Source organism: Candidatus Leptovillus gracilis (assembly GCA_016716065.1).
Taxonomy (GTDB): domain Bacteria; phylum Chloroflexota; class Anaerolineae; order Promineifilales; family Promineifilaceae; genus Leptovillus; species Leptovillus gracilis.
In genome coordinates this window covers 139,552-156,100 of sequence record JADJXA010000012.1, presented here as the reverse complement: position 1 = coordinate 156,100, position 16,549 = coordinate 139,552, and the positions used below count along the sequence as shown (strand labels likewise).

Sequence of the window (16,549 nt, the reverse complement as noted above, 5' to 3'; positions counted from 1 at the left end):
CACCGCCTGTCCCGCCCTTACGGCTGGATTTCAAGTTGAGAATTGCTGGAATCATCAAAAAGGCATGGAGACTGGACTCGTCTATTCTGCGTGTCTCTTTGGCGTTATCTTGAAAAAGTTTCGTAGTCACAATCCGTTTTTTGCCGGTTGATTTTCCCCTGACCGTTGGCGCTGCTGCGCATCCTGTCCTATGCTGTAAGTGTGTTTGCAAGTATTTACGTGTTAAATTGTTACGAAGCTCATTTGTTTCCAATCAGAGTGAATATGCTGAGTCTGGAAATGAGTTTGGTTGTGCTGCGATTACCGACGTCTGGCGATACCAGTGTCAACGGCCGTTACCCATCGGCCTCAGTTGATCGCATTTGTCACGATACGGCAAAAAAAACCCACCAGTCACCTGTAACACCTGGAGACCAAGTATGAATGTAAGCGTCATCATTCCCTGTTACAATGCGGAATTGACAATCAGCGAACAACTCGATGCCCTGCTGCAGCAGGAGGAGGTACCGGAGCCGTGGGAAATTATTGTGGCTGACAATCGTTCCACAGATAATTCCCGTTTGGTTATTGAGCGTTATATGAACCTGCACCCTCGCGTGAGATTGGTTGAAGCGTTCGAGCGTCAGGGACCCTCTCATGCGCGAAATGCTGGTGCGAAGGCGGCCCTGGGCGACGTGTTGGCCTTTTGTGACGCCGATGATGTGGTGGCTCCTGGTTGGCTGGCTGCCTTGCTGACCAGCCTGGAAGACGCTGATGTAGTGATTTGTCGCATTGACAGAGAAAAGTTGAATCAGCAATCGTGGATTTCGCGTGATATATGGCAGAATAAGGATAGGGCCGCTGCCCGGGAAACCCTTGAGGACAACCGCGCACCATACCCACCCCATCTTATTTTAGTGCGTGGTTGGAGCTTTGCCATTAAACGGTCGTTCCACGAAGCTATCAATGGTTTCGACGAGACTTTGATAGCCGGCGAAGACCTGGACTATGGATTCAGGGCGCAGCTTGCCGGCGCCAGGCCAAGTTTTGCTTACGATGCTGTGTTGTATTATCGTCACCGCCCACAATTTAGAACCATGATGTCTCAGTGGCGTACATACGGCAAATACACCATCTTGTTAAGAAAAAAATATCAGCCCCCAGAAGCAGACACTGGCTTTTGGCATTCATGGGCAGTCTATTTTTATGGCTGGGCGCGGCTTCTCTGGTGGCTGTTAAAGACCAGAAGGAAAGAAGAATTCGCCCTGGTCATGCGCAACATCGCTTTCCGATTCGGCACGTTTCAGGGGTGTGTTAAGTACCACCTTAATCCATATGAGTATTAGAGTATATTGATAGTTTAGTATTGTAAAGGCTGCTCTGAAACAAATGCGGCCTTACGACTTGTTGCTGGGTACTCCAAAATAGATGATTTTGATCTATCCAACAAAAAGCCTGGAGGCTGCAAAATGTTTAAAGACTTTATCAAACTGCTCACGCCACCTATCTTTGTGGAGGGCTATCGGACTATAAATCGGAAGAAATTTGGTCTTTATCTCCATGGGGACTATTCCAGTTGGAGTGAAGCTGTCGCAGATAGCAGTGGCTATGACGCATCGCATATTTTGGAAAAAACCAGGGATGCTCTGTTAAAGGTCAAGAACAATGAAGCAGTCCATGAAATGGATTCGATTCTGTTCGATGAAATACAGTATGCCTGGCCCGTTCTCGCCGGTTTGATGTGGGTGGCGGCACAATCTGATGGTCACCTGAATGTCCTAGACTTTGGCGGCTCTTTAGGCAGTGCTTATTTCCAAAAACGTCACTTCTTGCCTCATTTAAAAAAGGTTCGCTGGAATATAGTTGAGCAGCCACAGCATGTAGAAACAGGTAGACAGTGGTTTGAGGATGATAACCTGAAATTCCACTTTGATATTGAGGAATGCCTGGCGGAAACACAACCCAATGTGGTACTCCTTAGCAGTGTCTTGCACTACCTGGAGCATCCCTATCGGCTTTTAGAGCAAGTGTTGTCTTTGCCTTGCGATTATGTCCTCATTGACCGCACACCTTTCTGGGAGGGCGCTGTAGATAGATTGTGCGTCCAGAATGTGCCGCCTGTTATTTACCCGGCCAGCTATCCATGCTGGATTTTTTCGAGACAACGATTTCAACTTCACATCCCTGAAGAGTGGAAGCTCGTAGCTGAATTCGACAGTTTAGACAACTTCCCCTCGCCAGTCAAAACTACTTGGAGAGGGATGATCCTGAGCCGGAAGTCATTCTAAAAAGAACATACTCCGTACCAGTTGTTCACGTTGCTTACCTGATTGACTGACAAATCTTATTTTTAGAGGCAGCAGAACACGGATTTCCAGGATTTGCGGATAAGGGTAGTCGAGAAAAACGAATCCATAAATCCTGCCAATCCGTTGTCAATTGGACTGAATGTGAGTTTTGTCAGTCAACCAGGGTTGCTGCTCACGGCCGTTAGCGACGAAGCCAACGACCAGATATGCAACTTAGGCGACAAAGAGGTTGGCCGCGAATTTTTCGTGCGTGAATACCTCTCCCCCATCCGCCGCCACCCCAGAGGACGCCTCACAAACAGACACCAATGCTCCTGCTATTTATACCCCCTGGTTGTTGATCTGTATACCCCTCTGGGAAAATTTGTTATGCCCGATATATTTGCATGATATGCTCGTTACCGATTCCTGTAAGAGTGATTGTAACAACTTAGGTGTTAGATTATTGCAAAGCTCATCAGTTCCGGATGAACCTGCTGCCCGCATTACAGAACAAACAAACAAAATGAATCGTCCCGATCCAAGGATCAAACCACTCTATGAATGTAACCGGTAAAACAATCGCCAAAAACGCAACTTTCTTAATGGTATCCCAGTTAGTAACCTGGGGCTTATCTCTGCTTATCATGATCGTGCTGCCTAGATATTTGGGACCAGCAGTGACGGGGAAATATTATACGGCCGTCGCCATCTGGAACATCATGGCTATGGTCATTACCTTTGGCATAGATATGCTGCTGGCCAAAGAAATCGCCAAAAACCCGGAAGGCATCTCCGATTTTTTTGGCAATGCGTTCTTTCTGAAAACGCTCCTCTTCTTGCTCAGTGTCGTGGTTGTCGCAGTTTACGCCTATCTGGTCCAATATCCCTTTGAGACGGTCATGATGTTGGTCATCATAGGCGTGGGCACGCTTTTCTGGCAGTATTCCGCAATTTGCCAGGCCATGCTCCAGGGCCTGGAGAAGATGCAGTATATCTCCCTGGCAAACATTGTCAGCAAGTTGTTCAACACCATCGTTACCCTGACATTGGTCTATCTGGGAGCCGGTATTTTCTTAATAGCCTCTGTCCACATTGGCATGGGGTTGGTTAGTTTCTTAATTCAGCTTTACTACGTAAAAACGCTGCAACATCCCCGCTTCCGCATCAACCTCAAACACGCCGGAAGTATGCTCAAACTAGGGTTCCCTTTTTTGTTATCCAGCGCGGCCATCACCCTTTACCTGGAAGTTGACATCATTCTCATTTCCATGTTAGCCAACGAACGGACGGTGGGTTGGTATGGCTCAGCCGATGTGCTGTATGGTACCCTGCTATTTGTGCCGACGGTGTTGATGACGGCCGTTTTTCCCGCACTATCGCGAGAAAATGTCAGAGACCCTGATAATCTCAAGAGACTTGTTCAAAGAAGCTTCGACATTCTACTTCTGGTTGGTGTGCCCATCGGCTTTGGCATATTCCTCATCGCCAATCCGTTGGTTGTCCTGCTCTATGGCCCAGAATTTGCCGGCAGCGGCCCGGTGCTGGCAATCAAAGGTCTTGTTCTAACCATGACCTATCAAAATATGATCATTGGCACAGCCCTCTTATCCACCAATCGCCAATACCCCTGGACCCTGGTCATCACCATCGCCTCGCTCGCCGTTATCCCACTCGATTTATGGCTGGTTCCCTGGAGCCACGCGGCCTTCGACAATGGCGCCATTGGCGCGTCCATCGTATTCATATTCACCGAATCCTTCATGATGATCGCTGGCATAAGGCTGCTGCCAGCGCACACGCTCAACAAGGCAAACGCCATCTACGCCATAAAAGTAGTGACCGCCGGAATCGTCATGATTGCAGCCACTTGGTGGTTCAGAGACGCCTTCATCGCCGTTCCGGTTCTAATCGGCATCACCAGTTATGGCGTTGCCGCCCTGATATTGCGGCTCATCGGTGAAGACGAGAAATTAATCGTCAAAGGATTGAAAGATTCCGCTGTCGCCAAACTGCAACGCCAGCGAGTAAACCCAACCTAAAAGCTACGGTTCGGTTGTTCTATATTATTCTGGCAGCCAAGTGGGTGAGGTTAAATAATGACAAAAAAAGTGGCGTTCGTTCACGACACAAATGAATTTGGGGGCATCGAGTTGTTTATGCTGCTGTTGATCAAATATTATGATCCCGCCAGATACCAAACAATGGTCATGATACCCGGTTATGAAGACCCGTTTCGTTCAAGCCCTAAAAAATTTATTGAGTTGGTAGAAGAAATGCAAGTCCCCATGCTGCGGCCGGCCGACCCTGGCACAACGCCAATCATTTCATTTTGGAAAGACGTCATGGGCATTAGAAATGCCTTTAAAAAAGCAGGCATAGATATTGTGCACATTCACACGCCGAACCCTCATCGAACCCTACGCACCACAATCGCTGCCCGGCTGGCCGGTTTGCCCCTTATTCGCTCAGAACATTTACCACCTTCCTTCTGGGAAATTGGCTCGCTAAAAGTCAAAATCGGGTCCAAAATCAATGAGATATTCTCGCACAAAATTGTGCCCGGTTCTGACGCCTGTTATGTAGAACAACTCGATCTACTCAACCGAAATCCTGACAAAGTAACCCGGTCCTGTTATGGTATTGAACTAGATCGGTTCAATCCCAACCACGATGTACGCGCCGCAAAGCAAAAACTAGGATTCGATCCGGACATTCCCGTTGTGGGCAATATAGCCCGCTTAAGCCCTGAAAAAGGGCAGAAATACCTGATTGATGCCGCCGCGATCATCATTCGCACATATGGGCCGGTGAACTTTGTCATTGTGGGCAGCGGCCGTTTGCTTGAAGAACTGCAAGCGCAAGCGAAAAATCTTGGTATTGATCAGTATGTCCACTTTCTTGGATACCAAAAGGATACAGTGCCATTTATGGAAGCCATGGATGTTACCGTCATGAGTTCCCTCAATGAAGGCGTATCCCTGGCGATGTTAGAATTTATGGCAATGGGCAAACCATTGGTATCCAGCAAGGAACCCAGCTTCACGGAAACGGTTGTGGATGGGGAGAGCGCTATTTTAGTAGATTTGGAAAACAGTAAAGCCCTGGCTGACGGTATTATCCGTTTGTTGCAGGACAAAGAATTAGCCAGAACAATTGGAGAAGAGGCGCTTAAAAAAGTCAATTCTGAATTCAACATTGTCAAGTCTGCTAAGGAACAAATGCAACTCTATGACCAGGGGAAGCGATGAATAGCGCAATTTACTACGCAGGAGTGTGCTGAACTATGGTTCCCTGGTTGAATTTCACGATTGGTTGATCATCTTCATGCACCACATTTCAGTTCGGCCTTTTCACGATGCCTTCATCCAGTTCAAGGTACATCAGCGGTTTGATTGTTTCCGAAAACAAAACTGTTGAGGGAATCAACCGATTGTTTGTCCATGAAAGCCGTAACCAAAGCTCGCTCAACCGTCTACTAACGGAGTCTTTTTCGCTCGACGAACTCAATCGTTGTCGCTTAGCTGTCATGAGCAGCCTACCGGTACAGCCTTGAAAAAGACGGGTGTTGAGTTTTGACGATACGTTACCTACTCCACTATGGACACCACTTTGACAAGATCGCCATCTTGTATGACCATGTGCAAAAGTGTTGTCCATGCGCACAACCTGGTGATGTTTGCATTACAGCGATACCAAACTGGATTACCTATATTCTTTGGCTGTGGCAACCGGCTGACCTGGTCAAGATTGAAGCAGGTTACGCGCAGCGAACATCAAGTTGAAGGAAAGCAAGCTGGAGCTGAAAGAAAGCGATTCAACCAAGTGGCGCTGTATTTGCTATGTGTGGCGACGAAATGTCAAAAACCGGGCGTAGCTTGACCTGTGCGACAGCAAGTTGCGCATGGTTGAGGCAGCAGTGCCAGCAATGGCTGGCACAGTTCCCGACTTCGCCGCCTATCGCTTTTGATAGTTGGTACACACAAATCAGCTTCTGCCGCTTTCGATGAGAAAGGCTTTGCTTTACGGGCGCCTTGGGCGAGCGGTGAAGTGGCGCTGCAACAGGTCGGGAAACGATTATTCGGAGTTTGCCCAGCGCCCTCAAGGCGAACATCTTGCGGCCAGGTGCCGGTCAAACTCCTGCGTTTCAAACGACGACCATCACCTTTAAGGGAACAACCGAGACTTACTTATACCCACCGCCGTACGCATCGGTCGCCGCACAACTTTGGTAAAGTCCGTCTCTGTCATCAGCTATCGTCGGGCTGACCTATCCGACAATCCAGTATTTCATCAGCAACCGCTTGCACTGGCAGGCTGTGTGCTGCATGACGCGCATTTATCGCCATCGTTGGCCCGTTGAAGCGTATCATGAAGAAGGTAAAGCTGAAGGGCTGGACCAGTATCATTACGGAATTTCGCGGCTATTGAACGACATAATGCCCTGGTCGCCGTGGTGCAGCCATCAGTGCGCCGCCTAACAGGATACAGACCTGCAACAGACGCTTCAACGTGAACTCGAGCTTAGACCTCGACGGCAGCGTTCCTTGGCGACGAGCAACTCAAGCCCAAAGTCTGTGGAGCCTGCTCGTTTATTACGGCGGGGTTGGCTCAGGGGCAATCTTTGCAAGAAATCATGACGCTGCTTGTGCGCGAGCTTTCGTCTGCCCGCGTTGACCTGAGCCTTTCAGTCCTGGTTGTGATGTGCTGTCCAGCCAACTGATGATAAGCTGGAGATACCTGGTTTGTTGCCACAGCCCGGACAGAGGTTGACAGGATGGGCGTTTTTTTGCTGTTTGGCGTATTAGTTTTTAAGGTGCAAAAGTCGTGTCTGAATTCAACATTGTCAAGTCTGCTCAGGAACAAATGCAACTCTATGACCAGGCATTAGGCGCTTCCAGGTAGGCAAACGCCGTTACCATCTTCCCAATTCCCGACGCTTGAAACACATCCCGCCTTGCGATCACAAGATGGATTGTAAGTTTTTAATCTTAATTTTTGTTTTAACGTTGATTTCACTTTAGCAGTTGACTTGGTGTCGTAACAGTAAGTATCAATACGATCTTTATTTATATTTGGAACCAGCATGTGACTCTGAGTAGTTTTATTAAGCGATCCAATGGTTTGCTACAGTCGCATCAGTTCTTTACCCCTTGTTTCAATATAGTTGATTATCAAGGATGAGTGGAGGATCACATGACTAGGCCCCTTCGTGTGTTGTTCTTGCATGCATCACGTGACGATGCCAACGAATATACTGTTCATCGTCGTCTTGCGCGACATGTTGACCCTGATAAAGTGGAATGCTACTTTATATGGCAAACGGCTACACAGGATCCATCCCGGGACGCGCGTCTGAACCTGCCCAAAGACAGAGCATTTTTTATTGATTTTGGACGGGACCAATCTATCCAGCCCAGACCATCAAAAGCAAAACGCGCGCTGATGGTTTTGCGCCGATTCCCACACACACTGGCATTTGTCTATCGCAAAATGCGCGAGATAAAGCCTGATGTCATTTATACAACGCAGCAGCGACATGAAGTTGTTCTGGCTCAGAAGTTTTCGCGTATTCTGGGTATTCCCCATCTCATTCACATCTGCTATTTCATTGGTCCCTGGTTGGGTGCGGCTACCTATCGCTTGATCTTGCGCAACCCCCATATTCATGCCAGTTGCGAGTTTGTGCGACAGACTGGTATTGACGCCGGCATCCCTCCGCACCACATCCAAACCATGCATCACATGGCCGACATTCCTATGTTTGATTTACCGCATGATCATGCCTGGCTGTGTCGGGAATTCAACTGGCCTGAGGATACGTCCATCGTGGTAGGGGCAGCGCGGCTTGACCCTGATAAAGGGTTTGTGCAATTGCTGAAGGCTTTTGCCATCGTACACCAACAAATGCCCAAGACGCGTCTCTTGATTGCTGGCCAGCCTAGTCCTGGGACCGATCATCATCTGCTTATAAAACAAACGGCGACGGACCTGGGTTTGAACAATGTTGTTACCTTTGCCGGTTATCGTACCGATCTGCCGAAGATTTTTGCTGGCATGGATGTTTTTTGTCAGCCGGTGCAGCATGATGCATCTTCGTTGGTGTTTCTGGGGGCCATGGTCGCCCGCGCGCCTGTTGTGTCCGTTCGGTCTGGCAGTGTTCCTGAGGTCATTGTAGATGGGGAGACGGGTCTTCTTTCAGATGTGGGTGATATTGATTCCCTGGCGAATAATTTGTTAAAGGTTTTGCAAGACAAAGAATTGGCGACACAATTAGGCTGTGCAGGCCGAGAGCGGGTTGAGAATGTCTTTGGTCCGCAAGTTATTGCCCACGACTGGGCTGAGAAGCTCTATCGGCGTTTTAGGAAGCAGGAAACACGGCCGTCGCAACGTCGTAAGATAATTGATTCGGTGTTTGGTCTTTGCACGGTTGTCGGCGTGCGGGAAATGGCGCCGATATTGGCTGAGATAGGAGTATTATATGCACAAGTTTTTTAACGGCCGTAAAGTCCTCATCACTGGTGGCTTAGGCTTCATCGGGTCGAATCTTGCCTTCAGGCTGGTGGAATTGGGCGCAGAGGTCACACTGATTGACAGCCTGATCCCCGAATATGGCGGCAACCTCTACAACATTAGCGGCATCGAAGACCAGGTGCGGGTGAACATCTCGGACGTGCGTGACCAGTTTAGTATGCACTACCTGGTGCAGGGGCAGGATTTTTTATTTAATCTAGCCGGGCAAACCAGCCACATGGATTCCATGAGCAACCCGCTTGCCGACCTGGAGATTAACGGCCGTGCCCAGCTCTATATCCTGGAAGCCTGCCGCAAATACAGCCCAGATATCCAGGTCGTCTTTGCCAGCACCCGCCAGATTTACGGCAAACCCGATTACCTGCCGGTGGACGAAAATCACCTGCTGCGCCCGGTGGACGTGAATGGCATCAATAAGATGGCCGGCGAATGGTATCATGTCTTATATAACAATGTGTATGGCATTCGTGCCTGTTCGCTGCGCCTGACCAACACTTACGGCCCACGAATGCGCGTGAAAGACGCCCGGCAAACATTTTTGGGCATTTGGGTCCGCCTGCTGTTAGAGGGCAAACCGTTCGAGGTGTGGGGCGGCGAGCAGCTTCGTGACTTTTCTTACGTGGATGACGCTGTGAATGCGCTGCTGCTCACGGCCGTTAGCGACGAAGCCAACGGCCAGATATACAATCTGGGCGACAAAGAGGTTGTCAGCCTGCAAGAGTTGGCCCAACTGCTGGTAGACGCCAATGGCGGCGGCGAATTTGTCGTGCGCGAATATCCCGCCGACCGCAAACGCATAGACATCGGCGACTACTACGCCGACTACAGCAAAATCAACCAGGCCGTCGGCTGGGAACCCAAAGTGAAATTACGCGAGGGTCTGTCCAAGACGCTCGACTTTTACCGGCAAAATCTACAAAATTACCTGGATAACGACTAAAACCACTCATGACAAACCAAACCAAAATTGTCCCGGCAAATCCTCATGCCAATTATTTAGCCCATAAAGCGGAAATAGACACGGCCGTTCAGCGCGTCTTAGAAAGCGGTTGGTACATTCTAGGGCCGGAAGTAACCGGCTTCGAGCAAGAATTCGCCGCCTGGTTGGGTGCGGCCGAGGCCATCGGCGTCGCCAATGGCACAGACGCCCTGGAATTGGCCCTACGCGCCTGCGGCGTGGGCAGCGGCGACCGGGTGATCTCGGTGTCTAACACGGCCGTTGCCACCATCGCGGCCATCGAACGCTGCGGCGCCATCCCCGTCTTTGCCGATATTGAGCCGGACACCTATACCCTGGACCCGGCGGCGCTGGCGGCGGCCGTTGCCCACAGCCAACACCATTTCCCCGGTACGCTCAAAGCGATCATCCCCGTCCACCTCTACGGCCACCCGGCCGACATGGACGCCATTCTGGAGATCGCCCGGCAGCATGACTTGTATGTCATCGAGGATTGCGCCCAGGCGCATGGGGCCACGCTGAACGGCCGTAAAGTGGGAACCATCGGCCACATCGCCGCCTTCAGCCTCTACCCCACCAAAAACCTGGGCGCGTTGGGCGATGGCGGCGTCATCGCCACCAACGATGCGGCCCTGGCCGACCGCGTGCGCTTGCTGCGCCAATATGGCTGGCGCGAACGGTACATCAGCCTGATTCCCGGCCTCAACTCGCGGCTGGACCCCATTCAGGCGGCCGTTCTGCGCGTGAAGCTGGCCTATTTGGATGCCGACAACGGCCGTCGCCAGGCCATCGCCCAGGTGTACAACCAGCGGTTGGCCCAACTGCCCCTGGTGCTGCCGGCCGTCAAAGAAACAGCCGGGCACGTTTACCATCAATACGTCTTACGCGCCGCCCAGCGCGAATCGCTGCGCGCCTTCCTTGCCGAACGCGGCATTGAAACCCAGATTTTGTATCCGGTCCCCATCCACCTCCAGGCTGCCTATGAAGGTCGGGTGGCCCTGTCCGGCTCCCTGCGCCATACGGAAACGCTGGCCCACGAAATCATGACCCTGCCCATCTACCCCGAATTAGGGTTGGACAACGCCAATCGCGTCGCTGACGCCATTTTGGACTGGGCGAACAGTCAGGCATAATCCTGTATGTGGTGGCTGACGGTTGCTGCATATTGGGGAACGGCCGTTCTCTGTCTGCTGTGCGTCTGGCGTTTTCGTCAGGGCGATGCCCCCCAGCGCCGGGTTTACACGGTTCTGGCCGTCAGCATGGCTGTTCTGGCCGTCAACAAGCAGTTCAATCTGATTGGCCGCCTGACGACTCAGGGGCGTTTCCTGGCTTGGGGCGGTGATTGGTACGCGGCGCGGGGTGGTTTGCAGTGGGCGCTTATCGGCGGCGTCTTGTTGCTGATGGGGTTGGGCTTGCTGCTGCTCGTGCGTTTTTTACGGCCGTTGCCGCGTTTGCAGGTAACGGCCGTTGTGGGTGTGGCTTTTCTGACGGGATTTTCTCTGCTCCGCGCCATCTCTTTGCACGCCGTTGACGCCTTTTTATATCGTGGTTTTATTGGGATCAACCCGAACTTTCTGCTGGAAATGGGCGGTATCGCCCTGGTTGCCATTCCTGCGCTTTTAGACCTGACAGGTTTTCGGGAACCTGTCAGGTCTTGATGTTACTCAGAGGTTTTTTACTTGGTCAAAATCGGATTCATTATTGAACAGGCGTTGGGCCACATTACGCATGGGCAAAATTTGCAGCAAAACGTGGCTCAAGACCCTACCATCGAGGCGTATTGGGGATTGCCTTCCTGGGAAGCGGGTGGATTAGCCGGCCTTGTGCCCAATTGGACGTTTAAGGCCGGTTTGCAGGCGCGCCAGCAAATCGCTGCCATGCAGCGCCAGACAAAGCTGGACGTGCTGTTTTTTCATACCCAGGTAACGGCCGTTCTCGCCCAAAACTGGCTCAAGCGCATCCCCGGCATCGTCTCCCTGGACGCCACCCCCCGCCAGTACGACTCCCTCGGCGAATTTTACGCCCACGCCACCGGCCCATCCTGGCTGGAAGATTGGAAATGGCGGCTAAATCGTGACTGTCTGGCCGCCGCTCATCACGTCGTCACCTGGTCGGCCTGGGCCAAAGAGGGCGTCGTGGACGAGTACCAGGTTCACCCAGACAAGGTGACGGTTATCCCACCCGGCGTCAACGTGACGGCCTGGACCCGCCCGGAACCGCGCCGTTTGCACGATGAGCCGGTGAAAATCCTGTTTGTTGGCGGCAATCTGGAGCGTAAGGGTGGGTTTCTGCTGTTGGAAGCGTGGCGCAATCTGCGGGCCACGGCCGTTCCTAATCTGGAACTCCACCTCGTCACCCGCGACCCCGTCTCCGCTGAACCCGGTCTGTTTGTCTACAACGCCATGCAGCCCAACAGCGACCCGCTGAAGCAGCTCTATTTTGCCGCCGACGTTTTCTGTCTGCCCACCTATGGCGACTGCCTGCCGATGGTTTTGTCTGAGGCGGGGGCTGCCGGGCTGCCGGTGGTGTCTACGGCCGTTGCCGCCATCCCCGAAATTGTGGCCAATGGCGCGACGGGCTTTCTCGTGCCCACCGGCGATGCGGGCGCACTGACCCACGCGCTGCAACAACTGGTGCAAAACCCGGAACTGCGCTTAAGACAGGGGGAAACGGCCGTGGCCAAAGTCCAGCAAACCTTCGACGCCGCCGCCAACGCCCGCCGCCTGCTCGATTTGCTCAAACAAACCAGCCGCGCCCGCAAGGTGACCGCATGAACAACGTCCTCCTCACCGTCTCCGGCAGCATTGACCCCGACGTAGAAGCCAAAATCGCCCGCGGCGAACGCCCCGAAACTGACTACATCACTATGGCCCGCGAATTCCCCGCCGACCTGCTGGATTATGCCGAAGCCCACCGCCGCGCCGGTAAATTCGGCCGTCTGCTGGCAAAAATTGGCGGGCCGAATCTGGTGCTGGCCTGGGTGTGTTATACCCTGCGCCGCCGTTATCGCGTCATCTTCACCGATGGCGAGCAGGTAGGGCTGCCCCTGGCGCTGCTGCTCAAGTTCGCCAGCTTCGGCCAACGGCCGCGCCATCTCATGATCGTCCACATCTTGTCTGTCGGTAAAAAGATGATTTTTCTCGATTGGCTGCGGCTGCAAAGCCACATTGACGTTTTTTTCGTCTACGCCACCTGGCAAAAACAATTCATCGAGCAGCGCTGGCACGTGCCCGGCGACCGGGTGGTCTTGACGCCCTTTATGGTGGACGACGCCTTTTTTGCCCCGGACCAGGCGGGCAGAATCGAGGATTTGCTGGGGCTGAACGGACAAGACCGGCCCATTATTTGCGCGGTGGGCCTGGAATTCCGCGATTACCCGACGTTGATGCAGGCGGTGCGCGGGCTGCATGTGCAGGTGGTGGTGGCCGCCGGCAGCCCCTGGTCCAAACGGGCCGACACCACCGCCGATCAGGAAATCCCCGACAACGTGTTGGTGCGCCGCTTCACCCAGTTTGAACTGCGCGAGTTGTACGCCCAAAGCGCCTTCCTGGTAATGCCTCTGTTCAACGTCAATTTTCAGGCGGGCGTGACCGCCTTGTTGGAAGCGATGGCCATGGGAAAGGCGGTCATCTGCTCGCGCACGCCAGGGCAGACGGATGTGGTGGTGGAAGGCGAAACGGGCGTCTACGTGCCGCCCGAAGACGCGGCCGCCCTGCGGGCAGCCATCGAACAGCTCTTGCAGCAGCCGGAAGAAGCGCGACGATTGGGAGAGAACGGCCGTCGCCGCATCATCGCCCACATGAACCTTGCCCACTACACCCGCCGCCTATCTGCCTACCTCATTGAGTATTGAAACCCTGGAGTAAATCAGTATGAAAGTGTTTACATATTCAGAAGCTCGCCAAAATCTCGCTAAATTACTTTTGTTGGCTCAAGAAGAAGAGATCGAAATTCGCAGGAGAGATGGCGCTGTGTTCTTGTTGAAATCAAAGAAAACCGACACATCATCACCTTTTGCTGTGCCCGGCATAAAAACAAAAGCAACAGCAAAAGACATCATGGATGCTGTTGCTGAATCAAGGAGCAATTAGCTTCTGGCAGATGGCACTACGGTGGCACGGAAAACACGTAGATACCGCTTAAAATGTAATGGTCACGATTTGGTCCAAGTCATTCCTTCGAGAGACTCAGGACAAGTTCTGAGCGCAGTCTACGGAGCGAAGAATCCCAATTTGTTAGCAATAACGGGATTCTTCCTCGAAGACTCGTCAGAATGACATCGTTTCCACCCAAATCGTGACCATTACAAGATAACGCTTAAAACCTCCGTGCCCTCCGTGACTCCGTGGTGAAATAAAAAGGAAACCTGATGCCCATGCACGATTTAGATGTTGCCTGCCCCGGTTGTGGGTCGCCTGGCATGAAAGCCTTTTACCAGGTCCACAACGCGCCAACCAACAGCGTTCTGCTGCTCAACAGCCAGGATGAAGCCCTCAATTTCCCGCGTGGAACCATCACCCTGGCGGTCAGTCCTACCAGCGGCTTCATCGCCAACGTGGATTTTGACCCGGCGCTGACGCAGTACAACGCCCGCTACGAAGCCACCCAGGGGTATTCGTCTACTTTCAACCGCTTTCATCAAAAACTGGCCCAAGACCTCATTGACCGGTTTGATTTGCGCCACAAAACGGTCATCGAAATTGGCTGCGACAAAGGCGACTTTATCACCATGCTGTGCGAGATGGGACCAAACACGGGCATCGGTTTTGATCCGGCCTACGTGCCCGGCCGTCACCCCAGCGAAGCCGCCGACCGGCTGACTTTCATCGCCGATTTTTACTCGGAAAAATACACGGATTACCACGCCGACTTTTTCGCCTGCAAAATGACGTTGGAACACATCCCCGACACCGGCGATTTTATGCGCACCGTGCGCCGGGCCATCGGCGACCGGGAGGAGACGATTGTCTTTTTCCAGATTCCCAACGCCTTTTACGTGCTGGATGATCTGGCTTTTTGGGATGTGTATTACGAACACTGCTCTTACTTCACCAAAGGCTCGTTGGCCCACTTGTTCCGGCACACCGGTTTTACGGTGCTGGATTTGTGGACCGATTACGACGACCAGTATTTGATGATTGCCGCCCGGCCTACGGCCGTTCCCGACCCCAACAGTCCTATTCCCTTCGGTGACGACCTTGATGGCGTGCTGACGGCGGTGGAACGATTTGCTGCGGCCGTGCCGCAAAAAATCGCCGCCTGGCAAGAAAAAATCACCGCCCTCCGCGCCCAGGGACAAACAATCACCCTCTGGGGTGGCGGTTCCAAAGCTGTCGCCTTCCTGACAACGTTGGGTCTGGGCGTGGCCGACATCCCCTACGTGGTAGACATCAATCCGCACAAAGCCGGTACATTTTTGGCCGGCAGTGGACAGGAAATTGTCTTGCCAGCCCATCTTGTGACAGACCCGCCGGATGTGGTCATCATCATGAACCCGATCTATCGCGCCGAAATTGGTCGCGATCTGCAAGCGATAGGTTTGACACCCACCATCCTGACAGTCGAGGACATCTAGCCATGAAACAAATTCCTCTTGCTAACTGCGACAGCGCCGCACCGTCACCCGTACTCAATATGGACCAACTTCCGGTCCACTGCAACGTCCTCTGGCCCAGCCGTGAGGGCGCATTGTCTGCGCCACGCGGCGACATCCACCTGACCTATTTGCCGGACTGCGGCCACATCTACAACAGCGCCTTCGACCCGGAGTTGATGACCTACACCGAAGCGTATGAGAACTCGCTGCACTTTTCGCCCCGTTTTCAAGAATACGCCACGAATTTGGCCGAGCGATTGATTGCGACGTATGACCTGCGCGGCAAGGACATTGTGGAGATTGGCTCCGGGCAGGGAGATTTTTTGCAGATGTTGTGCCAGATGGGCGGCAATCGCGGTGTGGGGTTTGACCCCAGTTATGCGGCGGAGGAAGGGGTGGGCGACACGGCCGTTTCCTTTGTGCAAGCCTACTATTCCGAGGAATTTGCCGACTACCCAGCCGATTTTATCTGCTGCCGCCATGTGTTGGAACACATCCATGAGCCGGTTCCCTTTTTGAAAGCGGTGCACCGGGCGATTAACGGCCGTATGGACACCGTCGTCTTTTTTGAAGTACCCAACGCCTTGTGGACGGTGCGACAGCTAGGCATTTGGGACATCATTTATGAACACTGCTCCTATTACAGCCCGGTTTCCCTGACCCATCTATTCACCCAGGCCGGGTTTGCCGTGTTGGCCGTGAATGAGACCTTTGGCGGGCAATTTTTGACGATTGAGGCGAGGCTGGCGGCGGCAGCGGCCGTTTCCCCCCCCGCTAGCACCGCCGACCTGGCCGACCTCTCGGCCGACGTGGCCCGCTTCGCCGACAATTACCGGCAAAAAGTGGCTCACTGGCAGGGCGTATTGCAGGATTTGGCCGGCAACGGCCGTCGCGTCGTCGTCTGGGGGTCGGGTTCCAAAGGGGTCATGTTCATGAACACCTTCGACCAGGCGGGACTCATCCGCTATGCCGTAGACATCAACCCGCGCAAGCAGGGGATGTTTGTCGCCGGCAGCGGCCAGGAAATTATCTCCCCGGAGTTCCTGCGCGTCTACCAGCCCGACGTGGTCATCATCATGAACCGCAATTATGAAGACGAAATCGCCGGACAGTTGGCCCAACTGGGTCTTGTCACCGACATCCTCGTCGCCTAAATGCCAACGGGATGCCGTTTTCCGTAAGCCGTAAGCCGAA

At 52.9% G+C, this 16,549-nt stretch carries 13 protein-coding genes; all 13 read left to right on the top strand.

The window, feature by feature from the left end:
* The first annotated feature begins 419 nt into the window (after positions 1–419).
* The 13 genes from IPM39_22635 (at position 420) to IPM39_22575 (ending at position 16,509) form a co-directional block, all read left to right on the top strand.
* Positions 420–1,325, top strand: a complete 906-nt coding sequence (locus IPM39_22635; GenBank protein MBK8988836.1) for a glycosyltransferase — start codon at positions 420–422, stop codon at positions 1,323–1,325.
* A 123-nt stretch (positions 1,326–1,448) separates the two neighbouring features.
* Positions 1,449–2,267 (top strand): methyltransferase, TIGR04325 family, encoded by an 819-nt coding sequence (locus IPM39_22630; protein ID MBK8988835.1) that lies wholly within the window; start codon positions 1,449–1,451, stop codon positions 2,265–2,267.
* A gap of 680 nt (positions 2,268–2,947) precedes the next feature.
* On the top strand, positions 2,948–4,309 hold the full coding sequence (locus IPM39_22625) for a flippase (GenBank protein MBK8988834.1): 1,362 nt from the start codon (positions 2,948–2,950) through the stop codon (positions 4,307–4,309).
* Between the two features lie 57 nt (positions 4,310–4,366).
* Positions 4,367–5,518: a glycosyltransferase family 4 protein gene (locus IPM39_22620; protein MBK8988833.1), complete on the top strand. Its 1,152-nt coding sequence runs from the start codon at positions 4,367–4,369 to the stop codon at positions 5,516–5,518.
* A 1,945-nt stretch (positions 5,519–7,463) separates the two neighbouring features.
* Complete coding sequence (locus tag IPM39_22615; GenBank protein ID MBK8988832.1) at positions 7,464–8,765, top strand: glycosyltransferase family 4 protein; 1,302 nt, start codon at positions 7,464–7,466, stop codon at positions 8,763–8,765.
* Positions 8,749–9,741, top strand: a complete 993-nt coding sequence (locus IPM39_22610) for a GDP-mannose 4,6-dehydratase (GenBank protein ID MBK8988831.1) — start codon at positions 8,749–8,751, stop codon at positions 9,739–9,741. The genes IPM39_22615 and IPM39_22610 overlap by 17 nt, the downstream gene beginning before the upstream one ends.
* A gap of 8 nt (positions 9,742–9,749) precedes the next feature.
* A complete protein-coding gene (locus IPM39_22605) occupies positions 9,750–10,892 on the top strand; it encodes a DegT/DnrJ/EryC1/StrS family aminotransferase (GenBank protein ID MBK8988830.1) in 1,143 nt (380 codons plus the stop codon).
* A gap of 6 nt (positions 10,893–10,898) precedes the next feature.
* The gene (locus tag IPM39_22600) at positions 10,899–11,417 is read left to right on the top strand and encodes a hypothetical protein (GenBank protein ID MBK8988829.1); all 519 of its coding nucleotides are present in this window, start codon (positions 10,899–10,901) and stop codon (positions 11,415–11,417) included.
* A 21-nt stretch (positions 11,418–11,438) separates the two neighbouring features.
* Complete coding sequence (locus tag IPM39_22595) at positions 11,439–12,533, top strand: glycosyltransferase family 4 protein (protein MBK8988828.1); 1,095 nt, start codon at positions 11,439–11,441, stop codon at positions 12,531–12,533.
* Positions 12,530–13,612 carry a glycosyltransferase family 4 protein gene (locus IPM39_22590; GenBank protein MBK8988827.1) on the top strand — a complete coding sequence of 361 codons (1,083 nt, stop codon included), beginning with the start codon at positions 12,530–12,532 and terminating at the stop codon, positions 13,610–13,612. Before IPM39_22595 ends, IPM39_22590 begins: the two co-directional genes overlap by 4 nt.
* A gap of 19 nt (positions 13,613–13,631) precedes the next feature.
* Complete coding sequence (locus IPM39_22585; GenBank protein ID MBK8988826.1) at positions 13,632–13,850, top strand: prevent-host-death protein; 219 nt, start codon at positions 13,632–13,634, stop codon at positions 13,848–13,850.
* Between the two features lie 329 nt (positions 13,851–14,179).
* Complete coding sequence (locus IPM39_22580) at positions 14,180–15,334, top strand: methyltransferase domain-containing protein (protein ID MBK8988825.1); 1,155 nt, start codon at positions 14,180–14,182, stop codon at positions 15,332–15,334.
* A 59-nt stretch (positions 15,335–15,393) separates the two neighbouring features.
* Complete coding sequence (locus tag IPM39_22575; GenBank protein MBK8988824.1) at positions 15,394–16,509, top strand: methyltransferase domain-containing protein; 1,116 nt, start codon at positions 15,394–15,396, stop codon at positions 16,507–16,509.
* Positions 16,510–16,549: the final 40 nt, after the last annotated feature.